This window comes from Microbacterium resistens (genome assembly GCF_021172025.1).
Classification (GTDB): domain Bacteria; phylum Actinomycetota; class Actinomycetes; order Actinomycetales; family Microbacteriaceae; genus Microbacterium; species Microbacterium resistens.
Genome location: NZ_CP082781.1, coordinates 3030433 through 3051898, shown reverse-complemented (window position 1 = coordinate 3051898; position 21466 = coordinate 3030433). Strand labels below are relative to the sequence as shown.

At 71.7% G+C, this 21466-nt stretch carries 20 protein-coding genes; 7 read left to right on the top strand and 13 right to left on the bottom strand.

Features of this window, described 5'->3' with window-relative positions:
• Positions 1-12 precede the first annotated feature (12 nt).
• From K8F61_RS14465 to K8F61_RS14445, 5 genes are all read left to right on the top strand, one after another.
• Positions 13-681, top strand: a complete 669-nt coding sequence (locus tag K8F61_RS14465) for a GntR family transcriptional regulator (protein ID WP_067244960.1) — start codon at positions 13-15, stop codon at positions 679-681.
• Positions 678-1466, top strand: coding sequence for an SDR family NAD(P)-dependent oxidoreductase (locus K8F61_RS14460; RefSeq protein WP_231819605.1), 789 nt, complete (start codon positions 678-680; stop codon positions 1464-1466). The genes K8F61_RS14465 and K8F61_RS14460 overlap by 4 nt, the downstream gene beginning before the upstream one ends.
• Positions 1456-1857 carry a sensory rhodopsin transducer gene (locus K8F61_RS14455; RefSeq protein WP_231819604.1) on the top strand — a complete coding sequence of 134 codons (402 nt, stop codon included), beginning with the start codon at positions 1456-1458 and terminating at the stop codon, positions 1855-1857. Before K8F61_RS14460 ends, K8F61_RS14455 begins: the two co-directional genes overlap by 11 nt.
• Positions 1858-1892: 35 nt before the next feature.
• Positions 1893-3350 carry a sugar porter family MFS transporter gene (locus tag K8F61_RS14450; RefSeq protein ID WP_231819603.1) on the top strand — a complete coding sequence of 486 codons (1458 nt, stop codon included), beginning with the start codon at positions 1893-1895 and terminating at the stop codon, positions 3348-3350.
• Between the two features lie 83 nt (positions 3351-3433).
• Positions 3434-4165, top strand: coding sequence for a glycosyltransferase family 2 protein (locus tag K8F61_RS14445; protein WP_067244969.1), 732 nt, complete (start codon positions 3434-3436; stop codon positions 4163-4165).
• Here K8F61_RS14445 and K8F61_RS14440 read toward each other — a convergent pair.
• Genes K8F61_RS14440 through K8F61_RS14415 form a run of 6 tightly spaced genes read right to left on the bottom strand, consistent with a single transcriptional unit; the run spans position 4147 to position 11921 of the window.
• Positions 4147-5040 (bottom strand): alpha/beta fold hydrolase, encoded by an 894-nt coding sequence (locus K8F61_RS14440; protein WP_336246423.1) that lies wholly within the window; start codon positions 5038-5040, stop codon positions 4147-4149. The two genes, K8F61_RS14445 and K8F61_RS14440, sit on opposite strands and share 19 nt — an antisense overlap.
• A 56-nt stretch (positions 5041-5096) precedes the next feature.
• Positions 5097-6698, bottom strand: a complete 1602-nt coding sequence (locus tag K8F61_RS14435) for a gamma-glutamyltransferase (protein WP_219085261.1) — start codon at positions 6696-6698, stop codon at positions 5097-5099.
• Positions 6699-6729: 31 nt separating this feature from the next.
• On the bottom strand, positions 6730-8403 hold the full coding sequence (locus K8F61_RS14430) for a dipeptide ABC transporter ATP-binding protein (protein ID WP_231819602.1): 1674 nt from the start codon (positions 8401-8403) through the stop codon (positions 6730-6732).
• On the bottom strand, positions 8400-9314 hold the full coding sequence (locus tag K8F61_RS14425; protein ID WP_084344464.1) for an ABC transporter permease: 915 nt from the start codon (positions 9312-9314) through the stop codon (positions 8400-8402). Before K8F61_RS14425 ends, K8F61_RS14430 begins: the two co-directional genes overlap by 4 nt.
• 5 nt (positions 9315-9319) lie before the next feature.
• The gene (locus tag K8F61_RS14420) at positions 9320-10276 is read right to left on the bottom strand and encodes an ABC transporter permease (RefSeq protein WP_067244979.1); all 957 of its coding nucleotides are present in this window, start codon (positions 10274-10276) and stop codon (positions 9320-9322) included.
• Positions 10277-10316: 40 nt separating this feature from the next.
• Positions 10317-11921, bottom strand: coding sequence for an ABC transporter substrate-binding protein (locus K8F61_RS14415; RefSeq protein WP_219085259.1), 1605 nt, complete (start codon positions 11919-11921; stop codon positions 10317-10319).
• A 337-nt stretch (positions 11922-12258) separates the two neighbouring features.
• On the opposite strand from K8F61_RS14415, the gene K8F61_RS14410 reads away from it, so the two are divergent.
• Positions 12259-13335, top strand: a complete 1077-nt coding sequence (locus K8F61_RS14410; RefSeq protein ID WP_169797667.1) for a LacI family DNA-binding transcriptional regulator — start codon at positions 12259-12261, stop codon at positions 13333-13335.
• Between the two features lie 10 nt (positions 13336-13345).
• On the opposite strand, the gene K8F61_RS14405 is transcribed toward K8F61_RS14410, so the two are convergent.
• The 7 genes from K8F61_RS14405 to K8F61_RS14375 all read right to left on the bottom strand — a co-directional run bounded on the left by K8F61_RS14405 (position 13346) and on the right by K8F61_RS14375 (position 21038).
• Positions 13346-14980: a hydantoinase B/oxoprolinase family protein gene (locus K8F61_RS14405; RefSeq protein ID WP_219085258.1), complete on the bottom strand. Its 1635-nt coding sequence runs from the start codon at positions 14978-14980 to the stop codon at positions 13346-13348.
• Positions 14977-17040: a hydantoinase/oxoprolinase family protein gene (locus tag K8F61_RS14400; RefSeq protein WP_231819601.1), complete on the bottom strand. Its 2064-nt coding sequence runs from the start codon at positions 17038-17040 to the stop codon at positions 14977-14979. Before K8F61_RS14400 ends, K8F61_RS14405 begins: the two co-directional genes overlap by 4 nt.
• Positions 17037-17906: a PfkB family carbohydrate kinase gene (locus K8F61_RS14395; protein ID WP_067244990.1), complete on the bottom strand. Its 870-nt coding sequence runs from the start codon at positions 17904-17906 to the stop codon at positions 17037-17039. The genes K8F61_RS14400 and K8F61_RS14395 overlap by 4 nt, the downstream gene beginning before the upstream one ends.
• 18 nt (positions 17907-17924) lie before the next feature.
• On the bottom strand, positions 17925-18950 hold the full coding sequence (locus K8F61_RS14390) for an SIS domain-containing protein (protein WP_231819600.1): 1026 nt from the start codon (positions 18948-18950) through the stop codon (positions 17925-17927).
• A 175-nt stretch (positions 18951-19125) separates the two neighbouring features.
• Entirely contained in the window at positions 19126-20304 is a 1179-nt protein-coding gene (locus tag K8F61_RS14385) for an NAD(P)/FAD-dependent oxidoreductase (RefSeq protein WP_231819599.1), read from the bottom strand.
• Entirely contained in the window at positions 20301-20729 is a 429-nt protein-coding gene (locus tag K8F61_RS14380) for a hypothetical protein (protein ID WP_231819598.1), read from the bottom strand. The genes K8F61_RS14385 and K8F61_RS14380 overlap by 4 nt, the downstream gene beginning before the upstream one ends.
• Positions 20730-20810: 81 nt before the next feature.
• Positions 20811-21038 carry a hypothetical protein gene (locus K8F61_RS14375; RefSeq protein ID WP_231819597.1) on the bottom strand — a complete coding sequence of 76 codons (228 nt, stop codon included), beginning with the start codon at positions 21036-21038 and terminating at the stop codon, positions 20811-20813.
• 234 nt (positions 21039-21272) lie between these two features.
• On the opposite strand from K8F61_RS14375, the gene K8F61_RS14370 reads away from it, so the two are divergent.
• Entirely contained in the window at positions 21273-21449 is a 177-nt protein-coding gene (locus K8F61_RS14370) for a hypothetical protein (RefSeq protein ID WP_231819596.1), read from the top strand.
• Positions 21450-21466: the final 17 nt, after the last annotated feature.

Here is a 21466-nt window from a genome sequence, read left to right as displayed (position 1 = left end):
TACGCTCCGGCCATGTCCGATCTGCACAGTCTTCCGCCCATCCCCGTCGCTTCTCGCCGAGAGGCCGTGGCGGATCGGCTGCGGGACGCCATCACCTCGGGCCAGCTCCAGCCCGGTCAGAAGCTCACCGAGATCGCCCTGTCCCAGCAGCTCGGCACCAGCCGGGCCCCCGTCCGCGAGGCGCTGCGTCAGTTGGAACAGGAGGGCCTGGTCGTGTCCTACCCGTACCGGGGGACGGAGGTGCTCGGGGTCTCGCAGGAGGAGATCGAGAACGTCCTCGTCCCCGTGCGCATATCGCTCGAGCAGTACGCCTTCCGCAAGGCCGTCCCGCTCCTGACGGAGGAGCGGCTGGCGCAGCTGGAGACGATCATCGCCGACATGGAGAAGGCCGCGGCCGCCGGGGACGCGACGGCGCTCGCGGACCAGGACGTCCGGTTCCACGAGGCCGTCGTGACGTACTCCGCGCAACCGCACTGCCTGCAGATCTGGCGGTCGATCCAGCCGCGCGTCCGCGCGTACTTCCGCCGCGACGCCGGCTACTACCAGGACGCCTCCGAGATCGCCGCGCAGCACCGGGAGCTCCTCGCCGCCCTGCGCGCCGGCGACACCGAGGCGCTGGAGCAGGTCGTCGCCCACCACATCCGCACCCACTTCACGGAATCGGAGGCACCCCGGTCATGACGGACGTCGTCCTCGTCACCGGCGGCGCGAGCGGGATCGGTCGCGCCGTGGTCCGCGCGGCCGCCGCGCGCGGCGCCGCGATCGCGATCGTCGACGTGGACCCCGAGGCGGGGCGATCCGCCGGCGAGGAGGCCCTGTCCCTCGGCGCGGCCGGGATCGCGGTCCTCACCGCCGACACCGCGCGCGAGGAGGATGTGTCCGCCGCCGTGGTCGCCGCCGCCGAGCAGCTCGGACCACTCACCGGCGTCGTCGCCGCGGCGGGCATCGAGCGCAACGCCCGGCTCGGAGAGATCCCCGAGGACCTGTGGCGACGGGTCGTCGACGTCAATCTCACGGGGGTCTTCCACACGGTCCAGGAGGCCGCACGACGGTTCCGGGCCCAGCGCTCCCCCGGCGCGATCGTGTGCCTGTCCTCCCCGTCCGCGTTCACCGGGTTCGCCGGCGGGTCCAACGCCGCCTACGGCGCTTCGAAGGGCGGAGTGTCCGCACTGGTGCGCGCGGCGGCCATCGACCTCGCCGACGACGGGATCCGCGTGAACGCGGTGGTCCCCGGGGCCACGGACACGCCGATGCTCTACTTCGGGCTCAGCGGCGACGCTCTGGAAGCCGAGCGGGAGCGTCTCCGGGCGAGCGCCGAGGATCAGATCCCGCTGCGGCGGATGGCGCGGCCGGACGAGATCGCCGAGGCCTGCCTGTGGCTGCTCTCGGACTCCGCCTCGTACGTCACGGGGAGTCACCTCGTGTGCGACGGCGGCCTGATGGCCCGGAGCGCGAATGACTTCTGACGTGCGGGACGACCGCGCCGGTCTCGGCGCACGGACCTGGGTCATCGCCGATGGATGCATCCCTCCGGGGAGCACCGGCGACGACCCCGCGCTGCAGAGCCACGAGAGCTTCTGCGTCCTGAACGCAGGCGATGAGGACGCGCAGATCATCGTCCTCGTGTACTTCGCCGACCGGGAGCCGGCGGGGCCCTACCGGCTCGTCGCGCCCGCCCGCCGCGCGTTCCACCAGCAGGTGAACCGACTCGACGACCCGGAATCCGTGCCGCCGGGCGTCGACTACTGCCTGGTGATCCGCTCGGACCGGCCGATCGTCGTGCAGCACACCCGGCTCGACTCGCGCCAGGCGGCCAACGCCCTGATGACGACGATCGCCTTTCCCGTCTCCCCCTGACCACAGTGGTCGACAATCGACAAGAGGAGTTCCCCGTGACCCACTCCCTCCCTCCTCGGCCGCACGGCGGTCGCCTCACCTCCCGCGTCGTCGTCATCTCCGTCGCGGCCGCCGTCGGCGGCTTCCTCTTCGGCTTCGACACCGCCGTCATCAACGGCGCCGTCCAAGCCATCGAGGACAACTTCGGCCTCTCCGCGGTGGGGCTCGGCGTCGTCGTCGCCGTCACGCTCGTCGGCGCGGCCCTGGGCTCGCTGAGCGCCGGGAGCGTCGCGGACCGGATCGGACGACCGCGGACGATGGCGGTCGCGGGCGCCGTCTTCCTCGTCGCCGCGATCGGCTGCGGCCTCTCGCAAGGCCTGTGGGACCTGGCCCTGTGGCGCCTGCTCACGGGCTACGGGGTCGGCTTCGCCACGGTGATCGCGCCCCTGTACATCTCCGAGATCGCGCCAGCGAAGTTCCGTGGCCGGTTGTCGTCGATGCAGCAGATGGCGATCGTCCTCGGGATCTTCGCCGCGCTGCTGTCCGACACCGGCATCGCGATGACGCTGGGCGGCGCCGACGCACAGCTGTTCCTCGGTCTTCCCGCGTGGCGCTGGATGTTCATCGCCGGCGTGGTGCCGGCGATCGTCTACCTCGTCGTGGCCTTCTCCGTGCCGGAGTCGCCCCGCCACCTCGTCGCCCGCGGCCGCAGCGAGCAGGCGCGCCGCGTCCTCGTGCGCCTCCTCGGAGTCTCCGAGGACGAGGCCCGACGGACCACGGAGGACATCGAGGCCACTCTGCGCGAGCGCCCGAGCGGGCGGCTGCGCGACGTGGTCGACCGCCGACGAGGCTTCCTCCCGCTCGTCTGGGTCGGGATCGGGATCGCCGCGCTGCAGGCGCTCGTCGGGATCGACGTCATCTTCTACTACTCCACCTCGCTGTGGCAGACGGTCGGGTTCGACGAGGAGGCGGCGTTCGGCCTGTCGGTGCTGAGCTCCTTCGTGAACGTCGTCGCGACCGTCGTCGCGATCCTGCTCATCGACCGCCTCGGTCGTCGCCGGCTCCTCCTGGCCGGATCGGTGGGGATGTTCGTCGCCCTCGTCGTGGTGGCGATCGGGTTCTCCACCGCGACGATCGTCGACGGCGCCCCGGCCCTCCCGGGCCCCTGGGGCCCGGTCACCCTCATCGCGGCGAACCTCTTCGTCGTGTCGTTCGCGGTCTCCTGGGGCCCGGTCGTGTGGGTGCTCCTCGGCGAGATGTTCCCGAACCGGATCCGCGGCGTCGCGCTCTCGGTCTGCGCGTCGGCCAACTGGATCGCGGGCGTCGTCCTCAACTTCACGTTCCCGACCCTGCGCGACCTGTCGCTGCCGGGGAGCTACGCCGTGTACGCGGTCATGGCCCTGCTCTCCTGGCTCCTCGTGTACTTCTTCGTGCCGGAGACGAAGGGCAGGACGCTCGAGGAGATGCGCACCGAGGTCGTGCGCACCGCGGAGCGCAGCGGCCGGCGCGGCTGAGCCGCCGCCGGTCCGCCGCGGAGGGGCGGCCCGGGCGTAGCGTACGACGGGGAGGATCGGACGAGGAGGCCGTCATCGTGCGGATGAGCGTGGTGATCCCGGTGCGGGACGACGCGAGGATGCTCGACGCGTGCCTGCAGGCGCTGGCCGCGCAGAGCCGCCGGGCCGACGAGGTCGTCGTCGTGGACAACGCGAGCTCCGATGACGGCGCCGCCGTCGCGCGACGGCACGGCGCCCAGGTGGTCGCGGAGCCGGTCGTCGGCATCCCGCGGGCCGCGGCCACCGGCTACGACGCCGCGACCGGAGACGTCATCGCCCGGCTGGACGCCGACTCCGTGCCGGGGCCGGGGTGGCTCGCCGCGCTGGAGCGCGCCTTCGAGGGCGACCCGCCGCCGGACTTCGTCACCGGGGGCGCCCGGTTCTACGGCGCCTCCGCCGCGGTGCGGTGGGCGGGGCGCCACCTCTATATCGGCGGCATGTACGGCGTCCTCACCCCCTACCTCGGACACCCGCCTCTCTACGGATCGAACATGGCGATGCGTGCCGAGGCCTGGCGGACGCTGAGCGCCGAGGTGCACCGCGACGACCCGGGCATCCACGACGACCTCGACCTCTCGTTCCACATCCGACCGGACATGACGGTCCGCTACCTCCCCGACCTGATCGTCGACGTCTCGGCGCGCCCGTTCGACGGCTGGCCGTCTCTGCGCCGACGGCTCTCCCGCGTCGTGCCCACCCTGCGCCTGCATCCGTCCGGCGCACGCGCCATGCGGCACCGGCGAGCGCTGCGGGCGGCTCACGCCGCGCGGAGGTAGAGCTCCCGGAGGTCCAGGCACAGCTCGTGGGGCGTGGTCTCGCACGGGCTGTGGCCGGTGTCGTATGCCCGGATCTCCGCCCCGATCGCGCGCGCGAAGCGCTCGTGCGCCGACAGCGGCCAGAGGTCGCGGCGACCCACCGCGACGAGCTTGGGCACGTCCAGGGCGCGCACCGCCGCACGCCGGTCGGGTGTGCGCATCATCAGCCCGATGATGTCGTCGACGCTGCGGCGGCTCGTCCGTGCGAACCGGGAGCGCACGAAGGCGAGTCGTCCGGGCGGCACCCGGTTCTTGTTCGTCATGATCCCCCAGATCATGAGCGACGCTCCGGTCCTCGGGCTCGCCAGCGGTGCCGCAGGCCCGAGCACCCGCATGCCGCGGAAGACGTTGCCGGATCCGGGCGGCGTCGTCAGCAGCGCCAGGGAGCGGATGAGCTCCGGATGACGGACGGCGACGAGCTGCGAGACGATCCCGGCGAAGGAGTAGCCGAGCAGGTGCGCGGGCGGGCCCGCCCGGAGGAACGCGACCAGGTCCTCCGCGAACAGCTCCTCGGTGAACGGCCGCCCCGGCGCGGGACCCGCCGCGGACGACTCCCATTGCCCGGCGAGGTCGAACGACTGCACGTGGTGGCCGGCGGACGCCAGGATCGGCATCATCCGGACGAAGTCCTCCTTCGACCCGGTGACGCCGGGGACCAGGACCACCCGCGGGGCCTGTGGATCGCCCATCGACACGACCGCCAGTTCACCGCTCGGCGCGGCGAACCGGCCGCGCACCGCATCCGGGGGCAGCTCCGTCCAGTCCATGTCCGCCAGGGCACGGTCGCGCTCTCTGGCGAGGAGCCGTTCGGCGTCCAGCGACGACGAGGTGGTCACGGGACACACGATATCCGCGCCGGACCGGGTCGGGGCGGAGCGCTGCCCGGTCGCGCTCAGACGGCGACGGCCACGCCCATGCGGCGCGGATCCCCGCACGAGCGCATCTCTCCCGTGACGGGGTCGACGGTGATGCCGTCGAAGTTCCCCGTCATGGAGTTCCAGGGACCGATCTCGCGCGTCCACAGCCGGTTCCGACCAGCCCATCGACGGATGTCCTGCAGGATCGCGTCCGGGAAGCCGGACTCCAGGGTGGTCCCGGGAACCCAGCCTCGCGCGGGCTCGTGCGGGCGGGCGCCGAACCTGGGCTCGGCGACGCTCTGCTCGATCGGCATTCCGAAGTCCATCAGGTTAACGAGGTTCTGCAGCACGCAGGCGACCAGGGACACGGACGGAGACCCTGCGACGATCACCGGGGCGCCGTCGCGCAGCACCATGCTGGGCGCGAGGTAGATCGTGGCGCGCTCGCCGGGCTGAGGCATGACCCGCTGGAAGAAGGATCCGCCGCCGGCGAGCTGGAAGCCCTCGGCGAAGAGGCCGTTCACCCAGGGCGACGCCATGTGGGAGTGGGTCAGGGTGGCCACGTTGTGCGCCGCGTCGATGACCGAGAGGTGGATCGTCCCGGGGGTCGGCGGCGCCGTCCCCGCGGGCCCCGCGAGGGTGTCGAGGAGGGCGAAGCGCTGCCGGCCGTACTCCTTGGACAGCAGCACGTCCATGACCCGCGCGTCGTCGCGGAACCGCCGCTCCCGCGGGGCGGCGTAATACACCGCGTTGTGGGCGGCGATGAGCGCGGAGAGCGTCTCGGGAGAGGCGCTGGCCGGGCCGAGCGCGGCGAGGTCGAGGTTCTCCAGGATGTTGAACGCCTCGACCAGCTGGAGGCCGCCGTCATCCGGCGGAGCCGACCCGACAATCTCGAACCCCCGGTATGTCCCGCGGACCGGGTCCGCCCACTCCGGCTCGTACGCGTGGAAGTCCTCGGGGGTGATCACGCCCCCGTCGGCGTCGCTCGCCGCGCAGAACGCGCGGGCGAAGTCGCCCAGGTAGTAGTCCATGCCCTCGTCGCGCAGCCGCTCCAGGGTCCGCGCCATGCGCTCCTGCCGCAGCTCCTGCCCCGGGCCGATGAGCGATCCGTCGCGGAAGTACATCTCCCGCGCCTGCGGATCGCGGCCCAGGTTCTGCCGGGCGTTGTACATCTCGCCGAACAGGTAGGGCGAGACCGCGAATCCCTCACGGGCGACGTCGATGGCCGGGGCGAGCAGGCGGGCCACGGGCATCGTCCCGAACCGCTCGTGCGCGGCGGTGAAGGCCGGCCACCATCCGGGAACGGGCACGCCCCGGGCGCGGGTGAGGTCGGCTCCGCCGAAGTCCGGCAGGGGGGCGAGCGGCGCGTTGACGTTGCCCGACAAGTAGGCGGCGACCCCCGTCGACGCCTCGCGGTAGACGAGGGAGACCCCGCCGGTGATCGCCGTCATGTGCGGCTCGGTGACGAGCTGCGTCGCGGCGACGGCGAGCGCGGCATCGAGGGCGTTGCCGCCGTCCCGGAGCACCGCCGCCCCGGCCTCCACCGCGATCGGCTCGGAACTGACGACCATCCCGGCGGACCCGGTCGCCACCTGCTTGGCCCCGAACCGACCGGGCGTCGCGTACTCGGCTCTCATGACTCCTCCTCGTGCCCGCACGTCCGGACGATCATCGCGGGTCGCCCGCTTCCCGGCGCGCGCGCTGGACCGCCGGGTCCGGCACGGGGATCGCGCCGAGCAGGGTGCGCGTGTACTCGTTCTCGGGATCGTGGATGACGTCCGCGGTGGGACCGTCCTCGACCACCCTGCCGTCCTTCATGACGAGCACGCGGTCCGAGATCGTCGAGACGACGTACAGGTCGTGGCTGATGAAGATGCAGGCGAAGTCGTGCTCCTGCTGGAGACGCGCGAGCAGTTCCAGCACGGTCACCTGCACGGTGACGTCCAGCGCCGAGGTCGGCTCATCGGCGATGAGCACGTCCGGCCGGTGGGAGACCGCCCTCGCGATGGCGACCCTCTGCCGCTGCCCGCCGGAGAGCTCGTGACGGCGCCGGTCGATCCAGTCCGGGTCGAGGTCGACGTCGGCGAGCAGGTCCCTCGCGCGGCGACGCAGCTCACGTGCGTCGCGCTCCGCGCCGCTGCGCCACAGGGGCTCGGTCACCACCCGCCACAGCGGGAGGCTGGGATCGAGCGACGAGGTCGGATCCTGGAACACGACGCCCAGTCGCGAGAGCGCCTTGCGCCGCCGCCGCCCCCGCAGCCCGACCAGCTCCGTGCCCGCCAGCGTGACCGACCCGCCGGTCACGGGGGCGAGGCCCAGGATCGCCCGGGCGATCGTGGACTTGCCGGATCCCGACTCCCCGACGATGCCGAGCGTCTCCCCCCGCGCCACCGTCAGGCGAGCGGACTGGACGGCGGCGCCGCGTCCTCCCCCGGCGTGCGGGGCGCGCAGACCCCGCCGCCGGTACTCCACGACGAGATCGCGCACCTCGATCGCGGGGCCGCGGTCCGCCGCGTCTTCGGACTCCCCCTCGGGCGGCGTCGCCTCGGCGCTCTCCGCGCCGTGCAGCACGCGCGCGGCGGCGAGCAGCGAACGGGTGTACTCGTGCTGGGGGTTCTCGAAGATCGAGAACACGTCACCCGCCTCGACGACGCGGCCGTGCCGCATGACCACCACGGCATCGGCGATGTCGGCGACGACCCCCATGTCGTGGGTGACGAAGACCATGCCCATGCGCTCCCGCTGCACGAGCTCACGGAACATCGACAGGAGGTTCCGCTGGGTGGTGACGTCGAGGGCGGTGGTCGGCTCGTCCGCGATCAGGAGCTTGGGCTCCCATGCCACGGCGCCGGCCGCCATGATCCGCTGCCGCTGCCCGCCGGAGAGCTGATGCGGGTAGCGGCGCAGCAGGTCGTCGTGGCCGCCCAGGCCGACGAGGTCCAGCAGCTCCTGCGGCTCACGTCGGCGCCCGCGGCCGTGGCCCTCATGCGCGCCGATGGCCTCGGACAGAAAGTCGCCGACGGTGTGGAGCGGGTTCAGCGCGGTCATCGGCTCCTGGTACACGCAGGCGATCTCCGCTCCCCGGCGCCGGCGCATCTCCGCCTCCGTGGCCCCGATGAGCTCGACCCCGTCGAAGCGGATCGATCCGGCCCGCGAGATCCCGGGCGGAAGGAGGGCGGGGACGGCCATGGCCGTCATCGACTTGCCGGCGCCGGACTCGCCCACCAGGGCCACGACCTGACCACGCGCCACGGTGAAGGAGACGCCGTGCACGATCGGCGTGCCGTCGACGGCGATCTCCAGGTCCGTGACCTCCAGCAGGATGTCGTCCTGTGCGTTCATGCGTTGACCCCCTGTCCGACCGGCGTGCCGGTGCCTCCCTGACCCAGCGGCGATCGCCCGGTCCGGCGGCGACGCGTGACGCCCCGCGGGTCGAGCAGATCGCGGACCCAGTCCGCGACGTACCCCAGCGAGACCAGCAGCGCGACGAGGACGATGCTCGGGATCAGGAGCTGCCACGGGCTCTGCATGAAGTACTGCTGTCCGGTCGCGATCATGAGGCCGAGCGACGGTCGCGGCGGGGTGATCCCGAGTCCGAGGAAGCTCAGGCCCGACTCCAGGCCGACGGCGAACGCGAGGGTGAGGAACCCCTGCGCGAGCACGAGCGGCCCCACGCCCCGCAGCAGCGGTCCGCGGATGATCTGCCAGCGGGTCCCGCCGAACAGCTCCGCCGACTCCACGTACAGCGCCTGGCGCAGCGACAGCACCTCGCCGTAGGTCAGCCGCGCGAAGCTCGGGAAGAAGGCGATCGTGCACACCGCTACCACGGTGAGGTCGCTGGCCCCGTACAGGGACACGATCAGCATCGCGAAGACGAGGTTGGGGAAGGCGAGGACGATGTCGACCGTCCGCATCAGCAGGAGGTCGGCGAGTCCGCGGAAGTACGCGGCCAGGATGCCGATCAGCGTGCCGAGGAGGGCGGCGAGAAGGGTCCCCGACGCGCAGACGATGATCTCCGTGCGCAGCCCGACGACGAGACGGGCGAAGGTGTCGCGGCCGAGATTGTCGGTTCCGAGCGGATGCCCCGGGGTTCCCACCGGCGCGAACGCGTTGGCCACGTCCTGCGCGAGCGGGTTCACCGGGCTGAGGATCGGGTAGACGAAGATGAACAGGACGACGAGCAGCATCACGCAGCTCGTCACGAAGAGTCCGGGACTGGACCTTCTCCACAGGGAACGGACGGCGGTCTTCATCGGGGTCACCCCTCCACTCGGGGGTCGAGGAATCGGTACAGGAGGTCCACGAGCAGGTTCGTCAGGATGAACACGACGGCGAAGAGGATCACGATCCCCTGCACCAGCGGATAGTCCCGCCCGTTGATGGCGTTCAGCAGGGTTCCGCCGATGCCCGGCCAGTTGAACACCTGCTCGATGAGCACCGTGGCGCCCAGGAGGCCGCCGAGCTGCAGGCCGGCGACGGTCACCACGGGGTTCAGCGCATTGCGGAAGACGTGACGCCGGAACACTCGTCCCGGCGCAAGCCCCATCCCCCTGGCCGTGCGCACCCAGTCCTCCCGCCGAACCGACAGGATCGACGTCCTCGTCACACGACCGACGATCGCGAGGAAGCCGAACGACAGCGCCAGGCTCGGCAGGAAGGCGTGGTAGAGGAACGGCCCGATGCCGTCCTCGGGCGCGCGGTACCCGAGGGAGGGGAACCAGCCGAGGCCGAGGCCGACGACGAGGGACAGGAAGATCGCGATCACGAAGCCCGGCGTGGACACCGCGACCGAGATGAGCCCGGACAGGACCCGGTCCAGGACGCTGCCCGGCCAGTTGCCCGAGAGCACCCCGAACGCGATGCCCACCGCGCCGCCGATCACCAGCGCCATGATCACGAGGACCACGGTGTTGCCCAGCGGAGCGGCGATGATCTCCGTCACCGGCGCCGAGTACTTGATCGAGTCTCCGAGGTCGCCCCGGATGAGGTCCGCCAGATACGTCACGTACTGCACCAGCAGCGGGCGGTCCAGCCCGAGCTCCTTCTCCAGGGCCGCGACGGCGGCGGGGTTGACGTCCCCGCCGCCGGCGCCTCCCTGGAGGATGATCGCCGCCGGCCCGCCCGGAACGGCGTGCAGCGCCAGGAAGACGGCCGTCACGACGCCCCAGACGGTGACGACACCGAGTCCGAGCCGAAGCAGTATGTAGCGAATCATTGAGAACCCATCCGATCCCGGGACGCCGTGGCGGCGCGACTCAGTTCGTGAGACGTGCCCCGGCCAGGCTGTACATCGAGGAGTAGACGATCGGCCCGCTGAGCATCTCGAAGCCCTCGAGGGCGTCCGAGTACGCGTAGGCGGCGGCGCCCTGGCCCCACGTCACGAAGGGCACGTCCTCGAGGTAGATCTCCCCGATCTCACGGTAGATCGCCTCGCGCTCCGGGCCGTCCGGGGTCTTCGCGCCCTCGTCCAGCAGTGCGGCGTAGAGGTTCTGGTCGATGCCGAAGCTGCGAACGAACGTCGGTCCGCCGATGAACGCGCCGGTGAGCGCCGACGGGTCGTTGATGGCGGCGGGCGGGCCGCCGATCATCAGGTCGTAGGACCCGCTGTTGCCCTTGGCGATCTGGTTGGCGTAGTCGCCGGTCTCGATCTCGACCGTGATGCCGATCTCCTCCAGATCGCTCTTGATGACCTGTGCGCGCTCGCTGTAGCCGAAGTACTGGGAGTTGGTGAGCAGGGTGAGGCTGAACCCGCCGTCGGGGTACCCGCCCTGAGCGAGCAGATCCTTCGCCTTGTCGACGTCCTGGGCGAAGTGGGACGCCTGCTCCTTGTCGAAGTACTCGCTGTCCTCCGGGATCGGCAGACCGCCGTTGGAGGTTCCGTAGCCGAGCGTCCCGACCTCGTTCAGCGCCTCCAGATCGAGCGCGTACGCGATGGCCTGCCTGACCTGCGGCACCGCCAGCGGCCCCTCGGTGAGGTTGAACTGGAGAGCCCCGTACAGACCGTGCGCCGTGTCGAGGGTGATGCCGTTCGCGTTCTCGAGCGTCGCGTAGTCGGCCGCGGGGACGTAGTCGATGAACTGCACCTGACCACTGACGAGCGCCTTGACCCGCGTCTGCGCGTCGGCCATGAACGTCATGTCGATCTCGTCCAGCTGCACCGCATCGGCGTCGTAATAGTTCGGGTCCGCCTCCAGCGTGTAGGAGACGCCCTTCTTGTACTCGGTCACCATGAACGGCCCGGCCCCGATCGGCGTCCCGTCGGCGGCGACGGCCTCCTCCGGCACGATCGCGTTGAGCGGATTCGCGATGACCTTGGGCAGAGCCGTCTGCGGCTCCGTCAGACGGAGCACGACGGTGGTGTCGTCGGGGGTGTCGATCGCGGCGATGTTCGCGAAGGAGGTCTGGTCGGCGGCGCCGTTCTCCGGCACGGCCAGGAACTCGAACGTCCGCTTGACGTCCTCCGAGGTCAGCTCCTCACCGGTGGAGAAGGCCAGTCCGTCCCGGAGCGTGAAGGTGTACGTCAGTCCGTCGTCGCTGACCTCGTACTCCGACGCCAGGGCCGGCACGACCGCGCCGTCGGGCCCGTAGGAGAGGAGGCCTCGACGCACGAGCGTGATGAGCTGCCGGTTCGCCGAGCCCTGGTCGACACCGGTCTTGAAGCCGGGGGGCTCGGCCGAGAATCCGATCGAGAGGGTCTGATCGGCGGCCGCCTCCCCGCCGCCGGCCGCCGCGCCCTGATCGCTCGCGCAACCGGCGAGCCCCAGGGTGGCGGTCATGGTGGCGACGCCGGCGAGGGCGATCAGGCGCGCGCCGCGCCGGGACCGGCCTGCGGCGAGCCGTCGGGTGATGAGACTGTCCATAGCTGTGATTCCGTCCTTGAGGGCCCCGTGGGGCGTGAGGAAGAGCGTCGTCCTCGGCGGCGATGCCGAGCTCCTGGCACGGTCGCCTCGAGCCGTTCGGGTGCTCCGAGGCGTCCTGCCCGGTTCTGCGGTGAACCTCCTCCTCCTGTCTTCGTCGTTGGGAGAACTGCGAGAATCCGAACCGGTTTGGGAACGTTCCCTACCGGCTTCCGTCCCACTCTGACGCACGTTGGGAACGATGTCAATATCATGGGGGAAGATTTACCGTGCGGTGATCTGCGGCCGGGCCGGCGCGATCCCGTCCGCTACGATGCGATCGACCGAGGGGGAACCACGCATGGCGCACGGAGCAGTGACGATCATCGACGTCGCCCGGGCCGCGGGGGTGTCGAAGTCGGCGGCCGCACGCGTGCTCGCGCAGAACGGATCGGCGAGCGACGTCACCCGGAAGAAGGTCCTCGAGGCCGCGGATCGCCTGGGCTACCGGCCCAACCAGTTGGCCAGGGCCATGAAGTCCGGCGCCACGAACACGATCGGCATCGTCGTGCCGGACGTAGCGATCCCGTTCTTCTCCGCGGTCCTGCGAGGACTCACCGACACGGCCCGAGCGGCAGGCTTCGAGGTCCTGGTGAGCAACACCGACAACGACGCCGACATCGAGGCGCGGTCGCTGGAGCTGCTGGCCGAGCAGCGTGTCGACGGCATCGTCATCGCACCGGTGTTCCAGCCCGAGCCCTCGGCGCTGATCCGGCTGCAGAACGAGGGCATGCCCATCGTCCTCCTCGACCGCCGGATGCCCGGGCTGGAGGAGCTGCCGCTCGTCTCGATCGACCACGTCGACGCCACGGAGCAGGCTGTCCGCTCGCTCATCGAGCTGGGGCATCGCCGGATCGCTCTGCTGACCGAGGCGGTCCAGGTGCACTCCACCCTGGAGGCCTTCACCGAGGGTCCGGGCCAGGGCTCCGACGTGTCGCTGCTACGTCCGTCCGCGCAACGCCTGATCGGCTATCTCCGGGCGCTGCGCCAGGCCGGGATCGCCATCGACGAGGACCTGATCATCCGCTCCGGCTACACCACGGAGCTCGCCCAGGAGGCGGTCGAGGCCTTCCTCGACCGCTCCCCCGACGTCACGGCCCTCCACGCCACCGACGCGGTGCTGAGCTCGGGCGCCTATCGGGGCATCCGCTCCCGCGGACTCCGCATCCCCGAGGACCTCTCCCTGATCGGCTTCGACGATCAGGACTGGACGACGATGGTGCAGCCGCCCGTCTCCGTGGTCGAGCAGCCGCGACAGCGCCTGGGGGCGACCGCCACCACGACTCTCGTCGGCATGATCCGCGGCGGGACGGCGGAGCCGCGGCGCCAGATGCTCGCTGCCGAGCTGCTGGTGCGCGGTTCCGCCGCCCCGCGGTGACGCGGATCGCTCAGGCGCGATAGCGCCGCGCGGTGGCCTCCGAAACGCGGCCGTCGCGGACGTCTGCCTCCAGCGCGTGCTCCTCCCGCGCGGACGGGTCCCCGTAGCCGCCGGCGCCCGCGGTCTCGATCGAAGCCCATTGCCCGGGCTGCAGCACCGTGTATCCATGGTCGATGGGGCGGGCGCCCTCGCTGAGCACGCATCGGGCCGAGGCGCCGGGGCCCCCGCCGAACACGCCCCACGGTTGCGAGCGCTGGCGGCTCGTGTCCAGCCAGAAGTGGACGTCCGCGGCCTCCGCCCGGATCCGCCGACGGATCCCCATCCCGCCGCGGTGCTCCCCGATGCCGCCGGAGTCCTCGATGAACTCGTAGGCCTCCACCATGAGCGGATACTCGGTCTCCAGGCTCTCCACCGGGAGGTTCGAGGTGTTGGTCATGTGGACCTGGACGCCGTCGAGGCCGTCCTTGTTGTGACGGGCGCCGCTTCCGCCGCCGATCGTCTCCAGGTAGACGAAGTCCCGGCCCCGTGCCGGGTCGTGGCCGGAGAAGTGCACGCCGGTGTTCGCACCGTTCGACGCCGCCGTGATGCGCTCCGGGACGGCCTCCGCGAGGGCCCCCTGGATGAGGTCCACGATCCGCTGACAGGTCTCGCTGCGGCCGTTGACCGCGGCGGGGGCCGAGCAGTTCACGATCGAGTTCTCCGGCGCCTCGATCGTCACCGGGCGGTACAGGCCCGCGTTCGGCGCGATGTCGGGATCGATCATCGTCTTGATCGTGTAGTACACCGCGGCGTAGAGACCGGTCCACACGACGTTGACGCTCGCCCGCACCTGCGGAGGGTTCCCGGCGAAGTCGAACAGCATCCGGTCGCCGCTGACGACGATGCGCACGCGGAGCACCAGCTCGTCGTCGAGCTCCGGGCAGTCGAAGCGGTCCTCGAAGGAGTACTCCCCGTCGGGGAACTCCGCGATCGCCGCACGGGTGCGTCGCTCGGTGTAATCCAGGAGCTCCGCGCCGATCGCTTGGACGACCTCGGTGCCGTGGCGCTCGCACAGTTCGCCGTAGCGCGTCACGGCCACCCGCAGCGCCGCCTCCTGCGCGCGCAAGTCCGCGATGCGCTCCTCCGGCACCTGGCAGTTCAGCAGGATCAGCTGGAGCAGCTCCTCCTGCCGCACGCCCTCCCGGACGAGGTGGACGGGCGGGATCCGGATGGCCTCCTGGAAGATGTGCGCGTGCCCCCGGTCGCCGAAGTCCGCGTGATGGGCCAGCGTGGCCGCCCAGGCGCGCAGCTCCCCGCCGACGAAGATCGGCGTCGCGAGGACGATGTCGGGAAGATGGGATCCGCCGCCGGTGTACGGGTCGTTGCCGATGAAGACGTCCCCGGGCCGGATCTGCTCCATCGGGTACTGCGCGCGCAGCGCGGCGACGATCCCCATCAACGAGCCCAGGTGCAGCGGCGAGCCGCCTTCGTCCTGGGCGATGGCCTGCCCCTCGGCGTCGAAGAGGCTCGCCGTGCAGTCGCGGCGCTCCTTGATGTTCGGCGAGTACGCCGCCTTCACCAGGGTTTCGCTCATCTCCTCGACGATCGTCGAGAGCGCTGAGCCCACGACCTCGACGAGCACCGCGTCCAACTCGATGGCGGTCATGACTGGTCTCCGATCTCCACGATGAGGTTCCGATAGGCGTCCACGCGGCAGACGTCGGACGGCAGCAGCACCGTCGTGGTGTCCATCTGCTCCACGATGGCGGGGCCCGTGACGACGTCGCCCGGGGTCAGACGGGCGCGGTCGTACACGGGGGTGTCGACGTAGCCCTCCGCGGGGTCGAAGCAGGTGCTGCGCGTGCCGATGATCGCCTTCTCCGGCTCGGAGGCGTGGATCTCGTCGCGTCGGACGTCCACGTGGGCCGCCGAGCCCGACGCTTCGAGACGGAACGTGACGATCTCCACGGTCGCGTCCTCCGAGCGATAGCCGTACACCCGCTCGTGGGCCTCGTGGAACAGCTCGATCACGGCGTCGACACCGTCGCGCGCGAACCGGTGCCCCGCGGGCACCTCCACCGCGAGCTCGAAGTTCTGGCCGCGGTAGCGGAGATCCAGTCGGGGCCGCAGCGTACGCCCGGCCTCCTCCACCTCCTCCTCGACGAACCAGGCCGCGGCGCGCTCGGTGAGCTCGTCGAAGACCTCGTCGACGTCCGCGGCCGTGGACTCGTCGACGCGGGTGATGTGGGTCCGCATGAAGTCCGTCTTCACATCGGTCATGAGCAGGCCGAGAGCCGACTGGGCGCCGGGGATCTCCGGGACGACCATGGTCTTCATGCCCAGCTCGCGGGCGAGGCGCGAGGCGTGCAGCGGACCGGCGCCACCGAACGGGACGAGGGCGTAGGCGCGGGGGTCGTATCCCCGCTGGACGCTGACGACGCGGATCGCCCTGGCCATGTTCGCCGTGACGACGCGCAGGATCCCGAGCGCGGCCTCCTCGACGGAGAGTCCCAGCGGCTCGGCCAGCCGGGCCACGGCCGCCACCGACGCCTCGCGGTCGATCTTCATCTGGCCGTTCAACAGGTAGTCCGGGTTGAGCATCCGAAGGACGACGTTCGCGTCGGTGACGGCCGCGTCGGTCCCGTTGCCGTAGCACGCGGGACCGGGGAAGGCCCCCGCGCTCTGCGGCCCGACGCGCAGGTGGTTTCCGCTGTCGATCCAGGCGAGGGACCCGCCGCCGGCGCCGACCGTGTGGATGTCCAGCATCGGCGAGCGCACGGGACGCCCGTCCAGCTCCATCCCGGCGGTGACCTTCGGCCGCCCCTCCTGAACGAGGGAGATGTCGGAGGACGTGCCGCCCATGTCGAAGGTGATGATGTCCTCGAAGCCGGCGGCCGTGCAGATCTGCGCGGCGCCCACGACGCCGGTGCTCGGCCCGGACAGGACCAGGCGCACCGGGAGGGCCTCGGCGGTCGAGAACGGGATCACGCCGCCGTTGCTCTGCGTCACGTGCGGCACGGCCGTCAGCCCTCGGTCGGCGAGGACGCCGCGGAGCCGGGCGAGGTAGTTCGCGACCACGGGACCGACGTACGAGTTGGTCACCACCGTCGACAACCGCTCGTACTCGCGGAACTCCGGTAGGACGTCGCAGGAGAGCGAGACGTACACGTCCGGCATCTCCTCGCGGATGATCTCGCCGATGCGCCGCTCGTGGTCGGGGTTGAGGTAGCTGTAGAGCAGGCAGACGGCGATCGCGCCGACCCCCGCCTCCCGCAGCTCCCGGACGGCCCGGCGCACGTCGGCCTCGTCGAGCGGCGTCTCGACCGCTCCGGTGTGCCTCACCCGCTCGGTGACCTCCATCCGCAGGTGCCGAGGAACCTGCGGGGTCGGCTTGTCCGCCTGCGGGTCGTACATGCTCGGCCGGCGCCCTCGTCCGAGCTCCAGCAGATCGCGGAACCCGCGGGTCGTGATGAGTCCGGTGCGCGCGCCGCGCCCCGTCAGCAGCGCGTTGGTGCCGACGGTCGTGCCGTGCGCGAAGTAGCCCACCTCGCCGATCTCGCGCCCGCCGATCTGATCGAGGATCTCCGTGACCCCCTGGACGATGGCCCGACCCGGGTCGTCCGGGGTGCTCGAGACCTTGCGCACGTGGACGCGTCCCGTCTCCTCGTCGAACGCGCAGACATCGGTGAAGGTTCCTCCCGTGTCCACTCCGATGCGAAGGGTCATGCCGTCACCGCTTCTTCCTGGTCGTCGTTGCTGTCGTCGGTCGAGTGGAGGCGCCGTACGGCCTCCGCGTCGAAGGGGATGCCGTGCTCGAACGCGCCGTTCACCTGGCACACCTGGGCGGCATGGGCGCTCGCCGCGACCAGCGTCGAGCGGATGCTGCGTCCGGTGCCCAGTCCCACCAGGACTCCGGCGATGAACGCGTCTCCCGCTCCGAGAGTGTCTCGCACATTCACCCGGTCCGCCTCCTGGTGGCGGATGCCCTCGGCGGATCCGAGGAGCGCGCCCGCCGCCCCCATCGTGACGAGCGCATGCTCGGCACCGGCGTCGAGGGCGCGCGCCACGAGCGCCCTCGCCTCGGGTTCCGCCAGGTGGCCGCCCGAGAAGCTGGCGAGGTGGAGGTGCCGCAAGTACGGAAGGACGGACGCCTCGTCGAATCGGCTGCCGAAGTCGAAGGAGACCCGCGTCCGCGCCGCCATCTCCGGGATGCGATCGAGCAGCGGCCCCGCGTAGCCCGAGTGCACGACGTCGAACGCCGCCATGGCCTCCAGCTGCGCGGAGTCCAGGTCGAACAGCGCCGTGGTCCGATCCGAGCGCAGGAAGACGCGATCGTTGCCGATCAGCTCCACGTCCGCGGTGGCGTTGGGGGCGTGGACCACCCGCGTGAGGGCGGTGTCGACGTGCTCCGCCTCAAGGGCCCGCAGGATCTGGCGGCCTGCGGCATCGTCCCCCAGGACCCCGAGGTAGCCGGCCCGCGCGCCGAGCCGGGCGGCGAACACCGCGACGTTCACCGCGTTCCCGCCCGGGTACATCATCGCCTGATGCAGGTATCGATCGGCGACGTTGTCACCGGCACCGAGGACTCTCATCGGTCGCTCCCGCCCCGCTCAGTAGGCGATCTTGTACATGTAGCGACGCTGGGAGGTGTCGTGCCCCCGCCGAGCGGCCACATGGTCGAGCACGCGCCGCTCCGCGCTCATCAGGGCGAGGACGCTCAGGTCCGGACGCGCCGCCGCGGGGATGCCCGGAAGGCTGAAGCCCGCCGTGTCGACGGCGGCCGAGTTGCGCGTGCGGGCCTCGGCGAAACGGACGACGCGCTCGCCGAGCGCGCGGCTGTCGTCCTCGGCCACCAGGGTCACGACGGTGGTGTCCTCGAGGACCATCTCCAGCGGGCCGTGGAAGAAGTCCCCCGCGTTGATGGCGGCGGAGTTCATCCAGCTCATCTCCTGGAAGTAGCACCAGGCCATCATCTTCGCCATGCCGTACGCGGGCCCGCCGCCGACGATGTAGCTGAGGGGCGCGATGGGGGCGGCGAGGAGGTCGGCGACGCGCTCCCCCGCGTCCGCGACCTCGTCCTTCACCGCGCGGAGCGCGCCGGGCAGCGCCGGGATGCCGGCACGGAGGTCGGCGGCCTTCTCCGGCGCGCCGTACGCCTCCAGCAGAGCCGCCGCGATCTGCTCGTTGTGCACGAGCTTGGGCTCGGTGATCGAGATGGTGTCCGGATAGTCGAGGTGGACGTCGCCGATCCGCGACAGCCCGTTGTCCCCCTGACGGGAGATGCCCGCGACGAGCGCGCCGCGCGCCTTCGCGAACTCCGCGGCGGCGACGGTCTCGGGCGTGTTTCCGGAGTGCGAGGCCGCGACGACGAGCGCCTTCTCGTCCAGCCCCACCGGAGCGCGGGAGGTGAGCTCGGCGCTGGTGATCCGCTGGGTGACCAGCTCGGGCGCGTATCGGTCGAGCAGGTCGAACGCGGGGTAGGTGCCGAAGTGCGATCCGCCGCAACCGACGAGGTAGACGCGCTCGACACCGCGCTCGACCGCGCGCGCCACCAGGGACCGCGCCTTGCCGTCCTGGTCGATCGCATGCTGCACGCACGCCTCGAAGTCGTCCGGAACCGGGATCAAGTCGCTCATCGCCATCGCTTTCTCTGCGTCGGATCGCCCTGCGGGCCAAGAATGTGGAACGTTCCCACACAGGTACTCTGACGCAGATTGGGAACGGTGTCAATAGTGGCGAGGACAACGATCCCGGCTCGACTCGGCGAGTCGGGGAGTCCCGCAGGCCGGCAGACTCGCGCCGGAGACGGCGTCAGGCCGGGACGACCGGCGTCCAGGCGTCGTCGTCCGCGGCGGGCCCTGCGGCGGCGGATCCGTCGAACCGGTCGATCCGGAACCGTTCCAGTACCGGGGAGGCCGCCCCGGTGTCGATCTCCTCGGCGAGCAGCTCGCCGAGGATGAGCCCGAGCGTGGCGCCCGAGTGGGTGAACAGCACCGACAGCCCCGGCACGACGGGCACCGCGCCCACGACCGGATCGCCGTCCGCCGGGATCGGCTTCGGGCCGGCCGCGACGCGCCTCGCCCGGAGCCTCTCCGTCCGCGCGAGGACGCGGGACGCTTCGTCGAGGAGCCCCGTCACGGTCTCCGCGGGCACCGTCCACGTCCCGTCCTCGGAGCGGCGCACGGTCCGCGCCGCCCACCCCGAGTCGAGCGCGAGGCCTCCGTCGGGAAGGGGGCGGACGGCCACGCGCGGGGTGTTCATGACCATCCGCACGCGCTCGGCCAGCGGCGCGGTGTGCACGATGCACGACGGGACCGTCGCCTCCGGCAGCGCGACGCCCACCGTCGCGAGCAGGGCGGGCGTGGCCGCTCCCGCGGCGAGGACCACATGGTCGGCGGGGATCGCCGCGCCGTCCGCGAGGCGCACGCCGACGACGACACCGGCGTCCGTCGCCACCGCCCGCACCGCGGTGCGGGCGACGAGCCGGGCGCCTCCGGCGACGGCCTCGGCCACGAGCTCGGCGACCAGCGGCGGGAGATCGACCCATCCCTCCCCGGGATTGACGATCGCCCCTTCCTCGGCGACCGCGCCGGGACGGACGTCGGGGGCGTGCTCGGCGATCCGATTCCTCGGCACCCAGATCGCGTCGTACCCCCGCGAGCGCTCCCGCGCGAAGGTCGGCTGCAGACTGGATCCCGGTCTCGCCCACTTGATCGCCCCGTCGAACCGGAGGTGGTCGGCGCTGTCCGGATGCCGCGCGGCCCAGGTCCGGTAGCGATCGATGCCGAGCAGCCGCAGCCGGTGATACGCCTCCGACCGCTCCCCCGAGGAGTTCAACCACGACAGCGATCGACCCGACGCCCCGTCGGCGAGGTCGCCGGAGGTCACGAGGGTCACCGCCATTCCCCGACGGGCCAGGTGAGCGGCGGCCGAGGCCCCGAGGATGCCGCCGCCGACGACCACGACGCGGTGCGGTCTCGTGGCGTTCATTGCTTCCTTCGTCGGCGGACGCGGACGACGCCAGTCTGGGGGCAGCGCCCGGACGAGCGCAAGGCCGCGCCTCTCCCGCCGCACCCGAGTGGGTCCCGTCGCCGGCGCAGACGCAGGACGGCGAGGCGGAGGCGACGCCTCACCCGGTCGGCGCGCGAGCGGAGGAGCCAGATCATGGCGAGGACGCCGAGCGCCACGGGCACGAACTCCGGCGCGAGCAGGAAGGTCCCGAAGATCACCTCGACGCCCTCGAATCCGACGAGGGCGGTTGCCGCGAAGTACACCGCAGAGCTGCCCCGGACCAGCGGGACGAGGAGGAGGTGGCGCAGTCGGCGCGAGGCCCGCGCGCGGATCAGCCGCCAGCGGCGGCGGGCGCGGTCCGCGCGGGGACGCACGGCGACGACGAAGGAGGGAAAGGACGGCATGGCGAGACTCCGGGCTCGGCGGTCAGGGTCGCAGAGGCGCCCGTGATCACGGCCGCGGGAACCCGCTTGCGGCGGCGGGAGTCAGCGGAGGACGACGGCGCGCACGAGAACGCGCCCCGGCGCGCGCGGAGCCGTCAGTCCCCGCACGCGCAGCGCAGGGTGCCGCGGCGGCTCTTCGTCGTCCGGCCCCGCCGCCGGATCGGCCGGCGGCGACGAGGCCGCCGTCCCCTGGCGCGCGAGGGGCGCCGACACCGCGCTCCGGGCGATCCATGCGCCGAGAACGACGACGCCCACGGGGCGACCAGCCACGCGAGCGGCGTCGCGTGGCTGTCCAGCCAGAGAGCGGTGCCCGCGGCGACGACCGCGGAATCGATCGCCCCGACCACGCCCATGTCGGCACTCTACGCGGGACGCATTCCGCGTGCCTAGCACCTGGACCGGCCGGGGGCAATCCGGGCGCGGAGGGTCGAGTCGCGGCGTAGCGTGCCCGCAACGCCCGAGACGGGTCACGGCTGACCCGCCTCACCGGAGAGGAGACCGATCATGACGAACAACCCGATGGTGCCCCTGGTCCCGGAGGATCCGGACGACGACGAGGCCGTCCCCGACGCCGCGCTGCGGGAAGAGGACGGCAGGGTGACGCTCGATCCGGACGCCGCCGACGAGCTCGTCGACAGCGCCGAGGCCGACCGGATCGCGGCTGAGGGAGACGAGAGCTGATCGGAGGTCCGGGCGAC